The organism is Streptomyces sp. NPDC054863, assembly GCF_053610825.1.
In genome coordinates, this window is sequence record NZ_JBSGZD010000174.1 from 1 (window position 1) to 16,943 (window position 16,943).

Annotated in this window: 15 protein-coding genes; 10 read left to right on the plus strand and 5 right to left on the minus strand. The window is 72.6% G+C overall.

Annotated features, from left to right (window positions below; all coding sequences use genetic code 11):
• Positions 1 to 37 precede the first annotated feature (37 nt).
• Entirely contained in the window at positions 38 to 1,669 is a 1,632-nt protein-coding gene (locus ACWGIG_RS25810) for an HtaA domain-containing protein (protein ID WP_453324051.1), read from the minus strand.
• Positions 1,670 to 1,735: 66 nt separating this feature from the next.
• Entirely contained in the window at positions 1,736 to 3,199 is a 1,464-nt protein-coding gene (locus tag ACWGIG_RS25815; RefSeq protein WP_453324052.1) for an HtaA domain-containing protein, read from the minus strand.
• Between the two features lie 202 nt (positions 3,200 to 3,401).
• Between ACWGIG_RS25815 and ACWGIG_RS25820 the strand changes: the two genes are divergently transcribed.
• The 7 genes from ACWGIG_RS25820 to ACWGIG_RS25850 all read left to right on the plus strand — a co-directional run bounded on the left by ACWGIG_RS25820 (position 3,402) and on the right by ACWGIG_RS25850 (position 11,095).
• A complete protein-coding gene (locus tag ACWGIG_RS25820) occupies positions 3,402 to 4,445 on the plus strand; it encodes a heme/hemin ABC transporter substrate-binding protein (protein WP_453324053.1) in 1,044 nt (347 codons plus the stop codon).
• An 11-nt stretch (positions 4,446 to 4,456) separates the two neighbouring features.
• The gene (locus ACWGIG_RS25825) at positions 4,457 to 5,713 is read left to right on the plus strand and encodes an iron chelate uptake ABC transporter family permease subunit (protein WP_453324054.1); all 1,257 of its coding nucleotides are present in this window, start codon (positions 4,457 to 4,459) and stop codon (positions 5,711 to 5,713) included.
• Positions 5,710 to 6,642 carry a heme ABC transporter ATP-binding protein gene (locus ACWGIG_RS25830; protein WP_453324055.1) on the plus strand — a complete coding sequence of 311 codons (933 nt, stop codon included), beginning with the start codon at positions 5,710 to 5,712 and terminating at the stop codon, positions 6,640 to 6,642. The genes ACWGIG_RS25825 and ACWGIG_RS25830 overlap by 4 nt, the downstream gene beginning before the upstream one ends.
• 114 nt (positions 6,643 to 6,756) lie before the next feature.
• Complete coding sequence (gene efeO, locus ACWGIG_RS25835) at positions 6,757 to 7,914, plus strand: iron uptake system protein EfeO (RefSeq protein WP_453324056.1); 1,158 nt, start codon at positions 6,757 to 6,759, stop codon at positions 7,912 to 7,914.
• Between the two features lie 32 nt (positions 7,915 to 7,946).
• On the plus strand, positions 7,947 to 9,191 hold the full coding sequence (efeB, locus tag ACWGIG_RS25840; protein ID WP_453324057.1) for an iron uptake transporter deferrochelatase/peroxidase subunit: 1,245 nt from the start codon (positions 7,947 to 7,949) through the stop codon (positions 9,189 to 9,191).
• Between the two features lie 19 nt (positions 9,192 to 9,210).
• On the plus strand, positions 9,211 to 10,191 hold the full coding sequence (gene efeU / locus ACWGIG_RS25845) for an iron uptake transporter permease EfeU (protein WP_453324058.1): 981 nt from the start codon (positions 9,211 to 9,213) through the stop codon (positions 10,189 to 10,191).
• The gene (locus ACWGIG_RS25850; RefSeq protein ID WP_453324059.1) at positions 10,091 to 11,095 is read left to right on the plus strand and encodes a hypothetical protein; all 1,005 of its coding nucleotides are present in this window, start codon (positions 10,091 to 10,093) and stop codon (positions 11,093 to 11,095) included. The genes efeU and ACWGIG_RS25850 overlap by 101 nt, the downstream gene beginning before the upstream one ends.
• Positions 11,096 to 11,117: 22 nt before the next feature.
• On the opposite strand, the gene ACWGIG_RS25855 is transcribed toward ACWGIG_RS25850, so the two are convergent.
• Positions 11,118 to 11,954 carry a bifunctional DNA primase/polymerase gene (locus ACWGIG_RS25855; protein WP_453324065.1) on the minus strand — a complete coding sequence of 279 codons (837 nt, stop codon included), beginning with the start codon at positions 11,952 to 11,954 and terminating at the stop codon, positions 11,118 to 11,120.
• A 164-nt stretch (positions 11,955 to 12,118) separates the two neighbouring features.
• Positions 12,119 to 12,736, minus strand: coding sequence for a TetR/AcrR family transcriptional regulator (locus tag ACWGIG_RS25860; protein WP_453324060.1), 618 nt, complete (start codon positions 12,734 to 12,736; stop codon positions 12,119 to 12,121).
• Between the two features lie 225 nt (positions 12,737 to 12,961).
• On the opposite strand from ACWGIG_RS25860, the gene ddaH reads away from it, so the two are divergent.
• Positions 12,962 to 13,786 carry a dimethylargininase gene (gene ddaH / locus ACWGIG_RS25865; RefSeq protein WP_453324061.1) on the plus strand — a complete coding sequence of 275 codons (825 nt, stop codon included), beginning with the start codon at positions 12,962 to 12,964 and terminating at the stop codon, positions 13,784 to 13,786.
• Positions 13,787 to 13,921: 135 nt separating this feature from the next.
• On the opposite strand, the gene ACWGIG_RS25870 is transcribed toward ddaH, so the two are convergent.
• Positions 13,922 to 14,923, minus strand: coding sequence for a small ribosomal subunit Rsm22 family protein (locus ACWGIG_RS25870; RefSeq protein ID WP_453324062.1), 1,002 nt, complete (start codon positions 14,921 to 14,923; stop codon positions 13,922 to 13,924).
• Positions 14,924 to 14,951: 28 nt separating this feature from the next.
• On the opposite strand from ACWGIG_RS25870, the gene ACWGIG_RS25875 reads away from it, so the two are divergent.
• Positions 14,952 to 16,511 (plus strand): hypothetical protein, encoded by a 1,560-nt coding sequence (locus ACWGIG_RS25875; protein ID WP_453324063.1) that lies wholly within the window; start codon positions 14,952 to 14,954, stop codon positions 16,509 to 16,511.
• Positions 16,512 to 16,551: 40 nt separating this feature from the next.
• Positions 16,552 to 16,926 (plus strand): hypothetical protein, encoded by a 375-nt coding sequence (locus tag ACWGIG_RS25880; RefSeq protein WP_453324064.1) that lies wholly within the window; start codon positions 16,552 to 16,554, stop codon positions 16,924 to 16,926.
• Positions 16,927 to 16,943: the final 17 nt, after the last annotated feature.

Below are 16,943 nucleotides of genomic sequence, written 5' to 3' on the forward strand. Positions count from 1 at the left end.
GCCGCGCGCTCCCGGGACCGCCCCCCCATCAGACCGTTCAGCCCTGCTCGCCCCTCACCGTCCGCCGCTTCCGCGCCGCGAAGACCACCGCGCCGCCGGCCACCGCCAGCGCCCCGGCCGCGCCCATCAGCGCACCCGACGGTGCCGAAGAGCCTGTCGCGGCCAGGTTGCCGCCCGCCGAGCCGCCGCCCAGGTCCCCGCCGACACTGCCGCCGCCGGCCGTACCCGCGGTACCGGTGCCACCGGCCGTCCCCGCACCACCCGTGGAGCCCCCTGCGGAGCCCCCCGCCCCACCGGCGGAGCCACCCGGCAGCTGCGCGTTCTTGTCCACCGAGACCGCGACCGTCAGCGCGTCCATCGCCTGACCCGCCTGGTACATCCCGCCGAACGCCTTCGAGCCGCCCGCCGTCAGCTTCGCCGGCACGCCCGCGAGCTTCACCACGCCGTCCACGACGGACAGTTCACCGGCCGGGGCCAGGTCGGCGACCGTCAGCGCCTTGTAGGTTTCGACCTTCTTCGTCGCGCGGTCCTTCGTCGACACGTCGGCGACCAGCGTTCCCTTGCCGCCCTTCACCTCGACCTTCAGCGCGGAGAAGTTGAGGTCGAGGGTGTACGCGCCGCCCTCCTCGTGGCCGAGGAAGCGGACCTTGCCGTCGAAGGACGCGGAGAGGTTCTGCTTCTCCGCGTCGAAGGAGCCCTTGCCCTTCGGGAAGCGGAACCCGTCGCCGGACTTCACCGCGCCGCCGGAGAGCTCGACCTTGCCGTGTGCGATGGGGCCCGTGACGTAGTCGCGGAAGCGGCCCAGGACACCCCAGTCGAGGTTGCCGTCGACGATCGCGCCCCGCACGGCCTCGACCGGCGGGTCGACCGGCGGCTTCGTCCGGCCCGGGTCCGAGGTGGGGGGCGCGGTCGGGGTGACAGGCGGCTTGGTCGGGTCGACCGGGGGCTTCGTCGGGTCGACCGGGGGCTTCGTCGGGTCCACGGGCGGCTTCGTCGGGTCCACCGGCGGCTTCGTCGGCTCGCCACCCTTGTCGGCCACCACCGAGAGCGTGGCCGGGTCGAGCTTGTCGCCCTCCTTGTACTGGCCGTTGAACGCCGTCGAGCCCGCCTTCGTCAGCGTCGCCGGAATGTCCTTGAAGACCATCGCCCCGCCGGCGCCCTGACCGGGCTTCACCGCGGACAGGTCGAGCGCGGCGAGCTCCACGTCGTCCTGGACGACGAACTCCTTGCTGCCCATCGGCTTCGACCTGACGTCGGCCGTGATCGCACCGGTCTGGCCCGCCGTGGCGACCTTCAGGTCCGAGAGGGTGACGTCGAGGACGCCCTCGTGGGCGGTGAAGTGCACCGAGCCCTTGAAGCCGGTCTGCGTGCCGTGCGTCTTCATGTCGTACGTGCCGACACCGTCGACGAAGGTGAACGCACCGTTGTTCGCGGCCTGCTTGGCACCGCCCGCAACCGTGATCTTTCCGCCGGAGAACGGCGAGGCCAGGTACTTGCGGAAGGACTCCTTGAAGCCCCAGTCCAGCGTGCCGTCCTTCAGCTTGATCTGGGCGGGGGGCCCGGCCGGCGCCTCGGCGGCGGTGGCCGGAAGGGCGAAGGCGGTGGCGCCGACGGCGGCCACCGTGGCTACGGCTGCGGCGAGGGCTATCGGGCGACGGTTGGCTGCCATGTTCCGGGGACTCCTAGAGAGGCGGGGGGGGAGGGAAGGGGGTGAGGGGGTGTGCGCGGGAGTGGGTCAGCTCGCGGCGTTGCCGCTGCCGCTGCCACGCCTGCGGACCGCGAAGAACACGGCCCCGGCGACGAGCACCAGGACGACCGCGCCGACGGCGACGTACATCCCGGTGCGGGAGGAGGTGGAGGAGGAGGTGTTCGCCGTCTTCGGCGCCTCGGAGGGCTTCTTGTCGGCGCCGGTACCGGCCGCGGGCGTCTTCGGGTCGCTGCCCAGGTCCGGCAGGGCCGGCAGCTTCGCCTTGTCGGTGACGGCGACGGCGAGCGACACCGGGTCCATGTCGGTGCCCGCCTTGTACATCGAGCCGAACGCCTTCGCGCCCTGCTCGGTCAGCGTCGCCGGGGCCTCGGCCAGACCGGCCAGGCCGTCCTTGGCGGTCAGCGTCTTCGCCTCGAAGGTGACGAGCGGCACGGCGGCCGACCGCGTGTCCTTCTTCGACCGGAGGTCCTTGCTCACGACGTCGGCAGCCAGGGTGCCCTTGCCGTCCGCGACCTTGACGTTGACCTTCGAGAGCGTCAGGTCGAGGTGGGCGCCGGAGAAGCGGACGCTGCCCGCGAAGGCCGCGTCGAGGGTCTGCTTCGCACTGTCGTACGAGCCCTTGCCCTGCGGGAAGCGGAACAGTGCGCCGCCGTCCAGCGCGCCGTCGCTCAGCTCCCACTTGCCCTTGGAGATGGGGCCTGTGACGTACTCGCGGAAGGTGCGCCGTACGCCCCAGTCGACGGCCGCGTCCTTGAAGGCGCCGGACGCCGCGTCGCCCGCGGGCTTCTCGTCGGGCTTCTTCTCGTCGGGCTTCTTCGCGTCCGGGGTCTTCGCGTCCGGGGTCTTCGCCGGCTCCTCGGCAGCACCCGCCGCCACGTCCGCCGACAGGCTGACCGGGTCGAGCGCGGTGCCCGCCGCGTAGTAGCCGGCGAAAGCGCTCGCGCCCTGCGAGGTCAGCGTCGCGGGCACGTTGTTGAGGGCGACCGGGCTGCCGCCGCCCAACATGTTGATTCCGCCCACGGAGAGCGAGGCGAGCGGGATCTGCGACGCGCTGCTCACCTTGCCTGTGGCCTTGCTCTTGCTGGTGACGTCCGCGAAGAGGGTGCCGCTGCCGCCGGAGATCCTGACGGCGGGGCGGCTGATGGTGAGGTCCAGCTCGTGGCTGCCGTCCGGCTTGCGGTGGCCGGTGAAGCGCACGCCGCCGGAGAACCCGGAGCTGAGCGCCCCGCTGTCCGGATCGTAGGAACCGGAGGCCGAGTGGAAGCGGAACTGGCTCCCGCCGACGGTCGCGGCCCCGCCCCGGAGTGTGTAGTTCCCCTTGGCTATGGGCCCGGTGACGTAACTCTGGAAGGAGGATTTGATCCCCCAGTCGAGCCTGCCGCCCTGGACGGTGCGCGCTGCCGCGCTGGCCGCGGTGGCCGGGAGCAGCGCTCCCAGCACGGCCGCGATGAGCGCGACGGCGAATGCGCGGGCCGGTCTGGACGACAGCATGAGGGTCCCTCCGAGGTCTGGCGAGCGAGGTAAGGCTAACCTAAGCTATGCCCGACCTGGTCCGGAACCCTTCGGACCTCTTCGGGCCCCTCCGGACCCTTACGAATCGGCCGGGCAGGGCAGAACTCCCCCGCAGCACCGGCCACTTCGGCCACCAGCAACAGCCCGCAAGAGACCGCAACAGAACAGGACGGTGCACCCCGTGCGAACGCCGGCCGCGTCCCCGCGCCCCTCACGCCTGGCAGGCGCACTGATGTCCGCGCTCGCCCTCGCCGTCGCCGCCACCGGTTGCGGCGCCGGTACGACGACGGACTCCCCCGCCGCGGAGCCCAAGGCGGCGGCGCAGGCCCCCGACCGCGTCGAGCCTCTCGCCGCCGCACCCAAGGCCCAACTGCCCGTCACCGTCGCCTCCGCCGACGGCAAGCAGGTCAAGGTCACCTCCACCGACCGGATCGTGCCGCTGACCGGCAGTCTGAACGAGATCGTCTTCACCCTCGGACTCGGCAGGCAGGTGGTCGCCCGCGACATCACCGCCACCTTCGAACAGGCCGAGGCCCTCCCCGTAGTGACACGTGCGCACGACGTGTCGGCGGAGAGCGTGCTGTCCCTGAAGCCGACGGTCGTCCTCGCCGACACCACCACCGGTCCCGCCGAGGCCGTCCAGCAGATCCGCGATGCGGGCATTCCGCTCGTCTTCGTGAAGCCCGCCAAGGAACTGGCCGACGTCGACCGGCGCATCGACGCGGTCGCCGCCGCACTGGGCGTGAAGACGGCCGGAGACGCGCTGAAGAAGCGGACGCAGGAGCGCATCGCCGCCGTCCAGAAGGACATCCCGAAGCCCAAGGACGGCAAGAAGCCGCGCGTGACGTTCCTCTACCTGCGCGGTTCGGCGTCCGTGTACCTGCTCGGCGGACGCGATTCCGGGGCGGGTTCGCTCCTGGAGGCGGCCGGTGCGATCGACGCGGGCAAGGACTCCGGGCTGAACAAGGACTTCACCGCGATCACGAGCGAGGCGCTGGTGAAGGCCGCGCCCGACGCGATCCTCGTGATGAGCAAGGGGCTCACGTCCGTCAACGGCGTGGAGGGACTCCTCAAGGTCCCGGGGGTCGCCGAGACCCCGGCCGGTGTGGACCGCCGCATCGTCTCCGTCGACGACGGCGTGCTGCTCAACTACGGCCCGCGCACGGACCAGGTCCTGGGGACCCTCGTCGAGCAGCTCTACGGTGCCCCGGCGGCCGGGAAGTGAGCAGTGACCCGGTGACCACCACCTCCGAGGGCGCCCGGGCTCCCGGCGAGGGAGCGGCGGACGCCCCCGCCCGCACCTCCGACGCCCCTGCCCGCCCCGCGGGCGCCGAGGCCGACGCCAGGTCCGGCCCCGACCACACCCCCCTCGCACCGGCCCACCCCGAGCCCCAACCGGCTCCCCCCGCAGGGGAGTCGGCCCCCGGCCCGGCCGAGAACCCCGCCAAGGCCCCTGCCGGAAGGCGCCGCGGCACCACCTCCACCCTCACCGCCGGCCTGGCCCTCGCCCTCCTCGTCCTGGCCCTCGTCTCGGCCGGGCTCGGCACGTACCACATCTCCCCCGGCGACGTCCTGGCCTCCGTGCAGCACCGCATCGGTCTCGGCGGCGCCCCGCTGGACCGGGTCGGCGAGAGCGTGCTGTGGAACATCCGGCTGCCCCGCGTCGTCCTCGCCCTCCTCGTCGGCTCCTCGCTGGGCTGCGCGGGCGCGCTGATGCAGGGCGTCTTCGGCAATCCGCTCGCGGAGCCCGGCGTCATCGGCATCTCGGCCGGTGCGGCGGTCGGCGCGGTCGCCTCGATCGCGCTGGGGCTGAGCTTCTTCGGCAACTGGACGGTGACGTTCTGCGCGTTCGTCGCCGGTCTGGTCACCGTGCTGCTCGTGTACGTGCTGTCGCGTTCGGGCGGCAGGACCGAAGTGGTCACCCTGATCCTCACCGGCATCGCGGTGAACGCCTTCGCGGGCGCCCTGATCGGCCTGTGCATCTTCTTCGCGGACAACGCGCAGATCACCCAGATCACCTTCTGGCAGCTCGGTTCGCTCGCCCAGGCCACCTGGCCGAAGGTCCTCGCCGTCCTGCCGTGCGCACTGCTCGGCCTGCTCGTCGCCCCGTTCTACGCGGGCAAGCTGGACCTCCTCGCACTCGGCGAGCGCCCGGCCAGGCACCTCGGTGTGGACGTCGAGAAGCTGCGCATGGTCCTGGTGCTTGTGGTGGCGCTGCTGACGGCCGCAGCCGTCGCCGTGGCGGGCATCATCACCTTCGTCGGGCTGCTGGTGCCGCACCTGCTGCGGATGGCCAACGGCCCCGGGCACCGCTTCCTGGTCCCGGGCAGCGCCCTGGGCGGTGCGCTCGTCCTGCTCGCCGGTGACCTCGCGGCCCGTACGGTCGCCAGTCCCGCGGAGCTTCCGCTGGGCGTGCTGACCGCGCTCTTCGGCAGCCCGTTCTTCTTCTGGCTGCTGCGCAGGACCCGTCGCAAGCAAGGTGGTTGGGCATGATCGCCCTGAAATCGCTCTTCTCCCCGGGGCGCACCCGCAGCCTCCCCTCCCCCGTCGCACCCGGCACCCCTGCCGTGGAGGTGGCCGGGCTGCATGTGCGGCTCGGGCAGCGCGAGGTGCTCTCCGGCATCGACCTGGACGCCCGGGCGGGCGAGGTCCTCGCCCTCGTCGGACCCAACGGGGCAGGGAAGTCGACCCTGCTGGCGGCGGTGGCCGCCGACCTGCCCGCCACCGCGGGCACGGTACGGATCGACGGCAGGCCCGTCGGCGACTGGAGCGCGCCGGAGCTGGCCCTGCGCCGGTCCGTGCTCCCCCAGTCTGCGGCGCTCTCCTTCCCCTTCCCCGTCGAGGACGTCGTACGGATGGGGCGCGCGCCCTGGGCGGGCACCTGGCTGGAGGACGAGGACGACGCCGCGGTCGCGGAGGCCATGGCGGCCACCGAGGTCACCGGGTTCGGGCCGCGCCCCTTCTCCGCGCTGTCCGGCGGCGAGCGGGCGCGGGTCGCGCTCGCCCGCGTACTGGCACAGCGCGCCCCCGTGCTCCTGCTCGACGAGCCGACCGCGGCCCTCGACCTGCGCCACCAGGAACTGGTGCTGCGGATCTGCCGGGAGCGGGCGGCGGCGGGGGACGCGGTCGTCGTCGTCCTGCACGACCTCGGGCTCGCGGCGGCGTACGCGGACCGGGCGGCCGTCCTGCACGACGGGCGGATCGCGGCGTGCGGGCCCCCGGCCGAGGTGTTCGGCGAGGACCTGCTGAGCCGGGTCTACCGGCAGCCGGTCGAGGTGCTGCCGCATCCGCGCACCGGTGTCCCGCTGGTGATTCCCCACAGGACCGCGGACAGGGGATTTGACCTGGTCTTGACCCGACGACGAGGCGGCCATGGGACTCCCGTGACCGCCTCGTACTCAGCGGGCCGGGGTGAGAGCTGAATCACTGCACGGGCGGTTATGTCCGGGGTAAAGGGCGCTTAACTTAGGTAAGCCTCAGTAGACCTGAGGGCCCTGTAGACCTCGAAGATCTTTCACCCCGCGTGGAGTCCCCTGATGCGTCCCGTCCGTCTCTCCTTCCGCACCGCGCCCGTCCTCACCGCGGTCGCCGCCGCAACCGCCCTCACCGCCGTGACCGGCTGCGCGGAGAAGAGCGACGCCAAGGGCGGCGACGGCGCGATCCAGGTCGTCGCCAAGGACGACTCCTGCGAGGTGTCGAAGAAGGAGTTCCCCGCCGGGAAGGTCGAGCTGGCGGTGGAGAACAAGGGCACCAAGGTCACCGAGGTGTACGTCCTGTTCCCCGACGACCGCATCGTCACCGAGCGCGAGAACATCCTCCCCGGCACGAAGGCGAACCTGACGGCCGAGATCAAGGCCGGTTCGTACGAGATCGCCTGCAAGCCCGGCATGAAGGGCGACGGCATCCGGCAGAAGGTCACCGTCAGCGGTGGCACCGCCGTGAAGCGCAGCCCCGAGCAGGACGCCGCGGTCGCCGCGTACCGCACCTACGTCCGCGAGCAGGCCGAGCAGACGCTGCCCAAGGCGCAGGTGTTCGCGGACGCGGTGAAGGCGGGCGACCTGGAGGCCGCGAAGAAGGCGTACGCGCCCTCGCGCATCGGCTGGGAGCGCACCGAGCCGGTCGCCGAGTCCTTCGGCGACATCGACCCGATGGTCGACCTGCGCGAGGACGGCGTCGAGGAGTCCGGCAAGCCGTGGACCGGCTGGCACCGCCTGGAGAAGGCGCTGTGGCAGGACAAGAAGATCGGGGACGCGGAGAAGAAGCTCGCCGACACCCTGATGAAGGACCTGAACACCTGGGTGAAGAAGGTCGGCACCGCCGAGATCACCCCGACCTCGATGGCCAACGGCGCCAAGGAACTCCTCGACGAGGTCGCCACCGGCAAGGTCACCGGCGAGGAGGAGCGCTACAGCCACACCGACCTCGTCGACTTCAAGGCCAACGTCGAGGGCGCCGAGAAGTCGTACACGCTGCTCAAGCCGGTCGCCGCCAAGAACGACCCGAAGCTGACCGCCGAGCTCGACAAGCAGTTCGGCGCGCTGAACAAGCTGCTCGACAAGCACCGCCCGGACACGGCGTCGTACGACTTCGTCTCGTACGACAAGGTCGGCAAGGACCAGCGCAAGGAGCTCTCGGACGCGGTGAACGCGCTCGCCGAGCCGCTGTCGAAGCTCGCCGCAGCGGTCACGAAGTAAGTCACCCGCGAGCCAACGAGGAGGGTCCGGTCGTGCCTGAAGACGTCAACTCCCCTTCCCCTTCCCGCCGTTCGGTGATCGGCTGGGGCGGGGCCGGGCTCGCGCTCGGCGCCGCCGCGGCGGGCGGGGCCGCCGTCGCGCTGAGCCGCGGGGACGACCCGCAGCCCGCCGCCTCCGGCGGTGCGGCCGTCCCCTTCTACGGCGCGCACCAGGCCGGGATCGCGACGGCGGTCCCCGACCGGCTGCACTTCGCCGCGTTCGACGTGACGACGAAGGACCGGGCGGAGCTGGTCCAGCTCCTGAAGGACTGGACCGTCGCCGCCGCCCTGCTGACGGCCGGGCGCGCGGTCGGCGAGGGCGCTTTCGGCGGGCAGCCGGAGGCCCCGCCGGGAGACACCGGCGAGGCGCTCGGCCTCAAGCCGTCCCGGCTCACCCTCACCGTCGGCTTCGGGCCCTCCCTCTTCGACGGCCGGTTCGGCCTGTCGGGGAAGCGTCCGGCGGCCCTCGTCGACCTGCCCGGGTTCCCCGGCGACAACCTCGACAGGGCGCGCAGCGGCGGCGACCTGTGCGTACAGGCGTGTGCGGACGACCCGCAGGTGGCGGTGCACGCCATCCGCAACCTCGCCCGCATCGGCTTCGGCAAGGTCGCCGTCCGCTGGTCGCAGCTCGGCTTCGGGAAGACCTCGTCGACGACGCCGGACGCCCAGACCCCCCGCAACCTCTTCGGCTTCAAGGACGGCACCCGCAACATCGCGGGCTCCGACGGCGCGTCGCTCGACAAGCACGTGTGGGCGTCCGCGAAGGACGGGGCGCCGTGGATGACCGGCGGCTCGTACCTCGTCGCCCGCCGCATCCGGATGAACATCGAGACCTGGGACCGCACTTCGCTCCAGGAGCAGGAGGACATCTTCGGGCGCGACAAGGGCGAGGGCGCGGCGGTCGGCAAGTCCAAGGAGCACGACGAGCCGCTGCTGAAGGCGATGCTGCCCGCCTCGCACGTGCGGCTCGCGCACCCGGACTCCAACTCCGGTGCGCGGATGCTGCGCAGGGGCTACTCCTTCACCGACGGCACGGACGGGCTCGGCCGGCTCGACGCGGGCCTGTTCTTCCTGGCCTACCAGCGCGACGCGCGTGACGCGTTCATCCCCGTACAGCGGAATCTGGCGCGCTCCGACGCGCTCAACGAGTACATCCAGCACGTGGGTTCGGCGCACTTCGCCGTCCCGCCGGGCGTCCGGGACAAGGGCGACTGGTGGGGCCGGGCGCTGTTCTCCTGACACGGAAGAAGGAACCGACGTGTTCGCCAACTACCTGACCGGCCTGCGCGAAGGCCTCGAAGCCAGCCTGGTCGTCTGCATCCTGATCGCCTACCTGGTGAAGACCGGGCGGCGCGACGCCCTGCTGCCGGTGTGGACCGGCATCGGCGTCGCCGTGCTGCTCGCGCTCGGCTTCGGCGCCGGACTGACCTACGGATCGCAGGAGTTGACCTTCGAGGCGCAGGAGGCGCTCGGCGGTTCGCTGTCGATCCTCGCGGTGGGCCTGGTGACCTGGATGGTCTTCTGGATGCGGCGCACCGCCCGGCACCTGAAGGCCGAGCTGACCGGCAAGCTGGACGCGGCGCTGCGGATGGGCACGGCCGCACTGGTGGCGACCGCGTTCCTGGCGGTGGGCCGCGAGGGCCTGGAGACGGCGCTCTTCGTGTGGGCGTCGGTGCGGGCCCTGGGCGACGGCACGAACGGGCCGCTGATCGGCGTCGCCCTGGGCCTGGCCACGGCGGTACTGCTCGGCTGGCTGTTCTACCTGGGTGCGGTACGCATCAACCTGGCGAAGTTCTTCACCTGGACCGGGGCGATGCTCCTGGTCGTCGCCGCGGGCGTACTGGCGTACGGCGTCCACGACTTGCAGGAGGCGCGCTTCCTGGGCGGGCTGTCCCACAAGGCCTTCGACATCAGCGAGCAGATCCCGCCGGACAGCTGGTACGGCACGCTCCTCAAGGGCGTCTTCAACTTCCAGCCCGACCCGACGGTCCTCCAGGTCACGGTGTGGGCCCTGTATCTGATCCCCATGCTCGTCCTCTTCTTCGCCCCGGTAGGGTTCCGGACGTCGGTGACGGCGGGTACGGCAGAGACGCAGAGGGCAACGCATGAGGACGCGCGCGCGAAGACTGAAGCGACGAGTGGCGACGCTGGCAACGGCGACGGCCCTGGCGCTGACGGCGAGCGGGTGCGTGACGGTGCACGGCGAGCTGGCCCTCGTGCCGGCGGCGACGAAGGCTGAGGCCGCCCAGGCCCTCAAGGACTTCACGGACGCCTACAACAAGGCGGACAAGGCGTACGATCCGGCCCTCGCCGCGGGCCGGGTCACCGGCGCGCTCGGCGCCATCAACCAGGCAGGGCTCAAGGCCCGCCGCGCACAGAGCCCCGGCGGCAACAGGGACCACCGGCCGCTGGCCCTCTCCGACACCCGGTTCCTGATCCCGAAGAAGGCGGGCTGGCCGCGCTGGTTCGTCGCCGACGCCGACAGCAACCGGGACACCGAGGGGGGCGACAAGCGCGCCGACACCCGCTGGCTGCTCGTGTTCGTACGGGGCGGTGCCGACCAGCTCTGGGAGGCCTCGCACCTGCTGACGGTGCGTCCCGACGAGCTCCCCGATTTCGCGGTGGACGGCGAGGGCTGGGCGGTGCCCGCGGACGGAGCGGCTCTCCAGGTCCCGCCGCAGGACCTGAGCCGGGCCTACACGGCGTACCTCCAGAGCGCGTCCGACCGGACGCCGTCCACGGGGGGCGCCGCCCGCCCGGCGTCCTTCGCGCCGGGCCAGAACACGACCCTGTGGCTGGCCTCGCGCAAGCGGGCCTCGCAGCGCGTCGGCCGGTCCACGCAGTACCTCGACCAGGAACTGACCACGGGCACGTTCGCCCCGTTGGGGCTCGCCACCAAGGACGGCGGCGGCTTCGTCTTCTTCGCCTCCCGCCACTTCGAGAAGCAGACCGCGGCCAGGGGCGTGCCGCTGCTCGACGTCAACGCGGACGTGCGGGCGCTGATGACCGGCACCGCGAGGTCCACGCTGCTGAAGGAACGGATCTCCAGCCAGGTGGCGCGGGTCCCGAAGAAGGGCGCGAAGGACCCGGCGGTGGAGCTGGAGTCCCGCGTCCAGGGACTGGTGGCGGCCACCGGCTCCTGACGCACCCGCCCCGTACGGGAGTTCAGCGCCCGATCGGCCAGGCCACCGCATGCGGGTCGGTGTCCGCGTCGGCGTCGTCCGCGTACCGGGCGCAGGCGTCGGTGAGGGTCTCCAGCAGGGTCAGCGGATCCGGCAGCGCGTGCTCCAGGCCGCGCACCCAGTGCACGTCCAGGTCACCGGGCAGCCGGGCGGGCGGTACGAGGACGTAGCTCCCGCGGCAGTGCCAGCGCAGCCCCGGATGCTCGTCCATGGTCTCGGGATGGCAGTCCAGCTCGCAGGGCCACCACTCGTCCTCGTCCTCGGGGGTGCCCCGGGTCGCGGTGAAGAACAGCATGCGGGCGTCGGCCTCGCTGCCGCCCTCGCCGAAGACCGCCACGGGACCGACCTCGATGTCGGCCGCCAGGAGGCGCTCCAACGCACTGCGACCGGCCTCCAGCGGTACGTCGAGGACGTCGTGGACCATGCCGGTCGCGGTGATGAAGTTGGCCTGCGGCTGGGCGTCCGCCCACCGCTCGACCTGGGCGCGGTCGGTGGTCGACTGGGTCTGCCAGGCGAAGGACACGGGGTGCCTGGCGGGCGTCGGACAGCCGACGCGGTCGCACGAACACCGATAGCCGGCGGGATACGCGGCGGGGGCGAGCGGCAGCCCCGCGCCGGCGGCGGCGCGGAGCAGGTCGAGGCGCTCGGCGGAGGCGTCGGGGACGGCCCTGCCCCCGGCACGGCGGCGCAGCCACTGGGCGATCCGGCCGCCCTGAGCGGCCGGGGCACGGTCGGAGCCCGCGCCCTGCCCGGCAGCTTCCTCCGCCTCGGGATTCGAGCCTGTCCCTGCGCCGCGATTGCGGCCGAACTCCGCGCCCATCTGGCTCCTCACCCTCACCACCTCGGCCCCCGGCCCTGAGCTCGCGCCCCCGGCGGACCCGTCCATGCTCGCACCATCCTGCGCCTCCGGTGGCAGGTGTCCGCATCCGGGGTCACCGGGAACGCCGTCGGGTCCTGCTCCCGGCCTGTTCACCGCCTCGTGCCTCAGCGTGGGGCGAGGCCGTTCAGGGCGTAGTCCACGAGCCGGTCGGCGTACTCGTGCGTCAGGGGTCCGGTGCGCATCATCCAGCGTCCCGACAGGGGCCCCGTGAGCAACTCCACAGCGATGTCGAGGTCCAGGCCTGGCCGCAGATCGCCCTTGTCGCGGGCGGCGGCGAGGCGGTCGACGTACAGCTGGAGGGAGGGCCGGAGCAGCTTCTCGACGTACTGGGCGCAGAGTTCCGCGTCCACCACGCCCTCGGCGGCCAGCGCGCGGGTGGGGATGTCGTACTTGGGGTCGACGAGTTCATCGACGGTCGCGCGCAGGACGAACTTGAGATCGGCCGCCAGGTCGCCCGTGTCGGGCATCGCCTGCCCCACCTCGCCGACCGCCTCGGCAGCCTGTTCGCCGAGGTCGACGAAGGCCTCCAGCAGGACGGCCGCCTTGGAGGGCCACCAGCGGTAGATCGTCTGCTTGCCGACGCCGGCGCGGGCGGCGATGCCCTCGATCGTCGTCTTCTGGTAGCCGGCCTCGCCGACGAGGGCGAGGGCGGCGTCATAGATGGCGCGGCGCGAGCGTTCGCTGCGCCGGGCGGAGTCGGGGGTCTTGCCGGAGGCTGCCATGGACGCAATCTACCAGCGCAGCGAGACGATACGCATCGTCTCTGAGTACTGCGCGATCCTGCGCGGTGATGCGCAGCGCTCCGCGCGCAGGGGGCCCGTGTGCCCCCCGGCCACGCACGGTGAACCACCCTTTCGGTGCACAGCAGAAACAGCCCCCCACCACCGACCATGGCACCAGGCACACACCGTGCCCCCGCTGTACCCGTCGTTCGTGAGGAGCCCTCATTGACCGGACGCATTCGTGACGCAGCGCCCCGCCGCTACCTGATGTGCCCCCCGGAGCACTTCAGGGTCACGTACTCCATCAACCCCTGGATGGACCCCGCCAAGCCCGTCGAACTCCCTCTCGCCCTCGCGCAGTGGGAAGACCTCCGCGACCGCTACCTGGCGCTCGGCCACACCGTCGAACTGCTCGATCCCCGCCCCGGCCTCCCCGACATGGTGTTCGCCGCGAACGGCGCCACCGTCGTGGACGGCCGCGTCCTGGGAGCCCGCTTCGCGTACGCGGAACGCGCCCCGGAGGCCGAGGCCCACCGCGAGTGGTTCCGCCACCACGGCTTCGCCGACCCCCACGAACCCGACCACGTCAACGAGGGCGAGGGCGACTTCGCCGTCACGTCCTCCTGGATCCTGGCCGGCCGCGGCTTCCGCTCGACCTCGGCCGCGCACGACGAGGCGCAGGAGTTCTTCGGCCGCCCGGTCATCGGCCTGGACCTCGTCGACCCGCGCTACTACCACCTGGACACGGCGCTCGCCGTCCTCGACGACCGCACCGACGAGGTCATGTACTACCCGGGCGCCTTCTCCCCCGGCAGCCGCGCCGTCCTCGCCCGGCTCTTCCCCGAGGCGCTGATCGCCGAGGAGGCGGACGCGGCGGCGCTCGGCCTCAACGCGGTGAGCGACGGCCGCCACGTGCTGCTGCCGCATGCGGCGACCGGCCTTTACGGTCCACTGCGCGCCCGGGGCTTCGAGCCGATCGGGATGGATCTCGGCGAACTGCTCAAGGGCGGCGGCAGTGTGAAGTGCTGTACGCAGGAGCTGCGCGGGTAGCCGCGCGGCTGAGGGGGTGGGGTTCGGGGAGCCGGCTGTCCGGCCGGTGCTTGACTGCGGGTGCGCCGTGGCTGGTCGCGCCCGCGCGGCGGAGCCGCATGGTCAGCACAGCCCCGCGCCCCTGGTGGGGCACCCCTAACGGGGCGGCCACTGGTCGCCCCAGTCGGTGTCGCGAGCGGCCTTGTAGAGGTCTCCGTGCTTCTTGGAGATGTTCTCCTTGGCCTGTTCGCCTTCGGCACGGCACAGCTCCAGCATGACCAGGCCCTTGCGGATCTGCGGCCTGCGCACGACGCGGGCGGCGACCGGGGTGGCGTCGACCACGTCCTCCCGCACCGCCGCCACGTACGCGAACTTCTCGTCCTCGTACGCCAGCGACCCCCCCTTGACCTTCCGGTGCAGGGACGACCTGCTGACCCGGGCCGAGAAGTGGCACCAGTCGGTGCCCTCCGGGTCGATCGGGCAGGCGCCGCTGTGCGGGCAGGGTGCGGCGACGCGCAGTCCCGCCGCGATCAGCCGGTCGCGGGCCGCGAGGATGCGGCGGTAGCCGTCGGGCGTACCCGGCTCGACGATGACGACGGCCCCGGTCGCGGCCCGGGCCGCCTCGTCGACGAGGGTGTCCCGGTCGCCGTCGGTCAGTTCCTTCAGCACGTACGAGACGGTGACGAGATCAGTGCTCTCGATGGTGAGCGCCGATCCGATACGAGAGCGCTGCCACACGGTGTTCCGCAGTGCGGGCACCCCCGACGCCTCGGCAAGTTCCCGGCCGAGCGCGAGCGCGGGTTCCGCCCAGTCGAGGACGGTGCTCTTCTGCGTCCCCCACGCCTCGGCGACGGCCCAGCTCGCGGCACCCGTCCCGCCGCCGACGTCGACGTGCGTGTCCGGCGTCCACCCGGGGGCCGCGTCCCGCAGCGCACCGAGCGCGGACCGCACCGCCTCGAAGGTCGCGGGCATCCGGTACGCCGCGTACGCGGCCACGTCCGAGCGGTCGCGCAGCACCGGTGCGTCGGTCGGAGTGGTCCCGCGGTAGTTGGCGATGAGCCGGTCGACGGCCTGCGTCGCCTGCTTGGGCGGCAGCCCGTCGAGCAGTCCCGCGAGGGCGCCGCGCAGGACTTCCGGGAAGGAGAGGGTGGAGTTCACCGGAAAAGTCTAGGGGGCAAAAAGGGACGTGAGGGAACTGCTGCGCATCCAGGGGCAGTTGCATACGCTGACAGCCGTCGACCGTTTCTGGGGGCGGTGCGTCCCGCTCGGACGCGCCGGGGGAAACCGGGGGGAAGCAGTGGGACAGCGGATCGTGCGGACGGCGCTGGTGGCCGGAGTGGCCGTCCTGGCGCTCCTGCTCCTCCTGGCCACCTGCGGCGGCGCCCAGGAGGCCGAGGGCGGCGAGGACGGCAAGGGCTCCGGCACGGCTCGCGCGAAGCAGCACACCGCCCCGTCACCCCTCCCCCGCCTCCGGGTCCCCGCCGCGTACCAACCGGCACAGGGCAAGGGCTGGCAGATCGTCGGCGGCTCCACGGAGTACGCGCTCGCCCGTCCCCCCGCTGAGCCGCCCGCCCGGTCCTCCCCTCAGCCGCCCACGCAGCCGCTCGCCAAACCCACCACCAAGCCCACCGCCGAGCCGTCCACCCGGCCGTCCAGCCGGCCGTCCCCCGACCCGTCCCCCCTCCTCGCGCACGTGGAGCGTTCCGGCGCCGGCCTTTTCGTGCTCCGTGCGTACGACACGGCGACCGGGAAGCCGGTCTGGACGGGCCCGCCGCGGCGGTCGCTCTCCGACCCGGCGTACTTCCCCCGGCTGCTGTCCGTCACCAAGGGCGACCGCCGCTTCTTCGTCACCTGGTCGTACGGGAGGGTCGGCGGCTCCGACGCGCTCTCGACCGGGGAATCGGTCGTCGCCCTCGACGTGTACGACGCCTGGACCGGCCGCCCGGTCCACGTCGAGCTCCCGTGGACGGGCGTCCCGGTGGTGTCCGCCACCGGCCCCGGCATCCTGATCACCGACGGTGCGGCGGCGTCGACGGTGGTGGACCCGCTCACCGGGCAGCCGTCCGCCGTGGCCGCGAAGGACCTCCGGCCGCCCAGGGGCTGCGCGAACTGCCGCACCCGCACCGAGGTCAGGGGCCTGACCTCGAAGGGGCTGCTGGTCGGCGGCCGTACGGAATTCTGGGTGCGGGGCGGCTGGTACAGCAGGTCGGTCGCGCCCGCCGGCACCGACCCGGCGTCCGGTCTGCCCACCTCGGTGACGGCCTCCGGACACGTCCTGGCGAAGTGGCAGAAGAAGAAGCCGGACGGCTGGGACCGGTGGGCGGTGCACGACGCGGGCACCGGCAAGGTCCTCGCCACCGTCGACTGCCGCAAGCCGGCGATAGAGCCCGGCGCGTACCCGCAGGCGGCGACGGCCCCCGGAGGCGGCTACCTGGTGGCGGGGAACCTGGCCTTCGATCTCCGTACCCCCGCCCCCAAGGGCGCGAAGACGGGCCACTGCTTCCAGGAGGAGGACGGCGCCAAGCCGGTCACCCTGACCTCGGTCACCGACGGGGGCACCGCGTACGGCACGACGAGTCCGGCATCGGCGGGCGGCACCCCGGTCGAGGTGCCGCTGGCCACCGCCGTACCGGCAGCGCTGGCGGACACCACGGTGCTGCCGGAGGCGGAAGTGGCGGGCACGGGCCTGTTCCGCTGGACGGACCGGCAGGACAGGCAACACCTGATCGGGTACCCGCGTAGCTGAAACGCTGGCGCGGCGGCGTGAACTCGGTCACTCTGAGCGGATGTTGTTGCCCAGCGCACACGAGCAGACCGAGCTGATCGAAGTCGTCCGCATCACCCCGGACGCCAACGACCCGCTGCCGAAGACCATGACGGGCGAGGACACCGCACTCTGGGAGGAGGCCGAGGCCCGCGAGGCGCTGGCCCTGGTGAAGGAGCTCCCGGTCAGCAGGCCGGGCCAGACGTTCCTGCCCGGCTGGGGGCTGCGGGTGCACGGGCCGCGCGGAATGCTCTTCGAGATCGCGTTCTCGTACGACTGCCACGCCGCCCGCCTCTGGGGGCCGGCCGTCCCGCACAAGCAGGAGGGCCTCTACCCCTTCGACCCCGACAGCGCACCGGCGGTGGAACTGCTGCGCCGCTTCCGCTCGCTCGCGTAACGGCGCAGGACGGGCAG

Bases quoted from the DNA above. Each gene is read 5' to 3' on its own strand.
- ACWGIG_RS25810 (WP_453324051.1), bottom strand. From the start codon at position 1,669: ATGGCAGCCAACCGTCGCCCGATAGCCCTCGCCGCAGCCGTAGCCACG.
- ACWGIG_RS25815 (WP_453324052.1), bottom strand. From the start codon at position 3,199: ATGCTGTCGTCCAGACCGGCCCGCGCATTCGCCGTCGCGCTCATCGCG.
- ACWGIG_RS25830 (WP_453324055.1), top strand. From the start codon at position 5,710: ATGATCGCCCTGAAATCGCTCTTCTCCCCGGGGCGCACCCGCAGCCTC.
- efeO (WP_453324056.1), top strand. From the start codon at position 6,757: ATGCGTCCCGTCCGTCTCTCCTTCCGCACCGCGCCCGTCCTCACCGCG.
- ACWGIG_RS25855 (WP_453324065.1), bottom strand. From the start codon at position 11,954: ATGGGCGCGGAGTTCGGCCGCAATCGCGGCGCAGGGACAGGCTCGAAT.
- ACWGIG_RS25860 (WP_453324060.1), bottom strand. From the start codon at position 12,736: ATGGCAGCCTCCGGCAAGACCCCCGACTCCGCCCGGCGCAGCGAACGC.
- ACWGIG_RS25880 (WP_453324064.1), top strand. From the start codon at position 16,552: ATGTTGTTGCCCAGCGCACACGAGCAGACCGAGCTGATCGAAGTCGTC.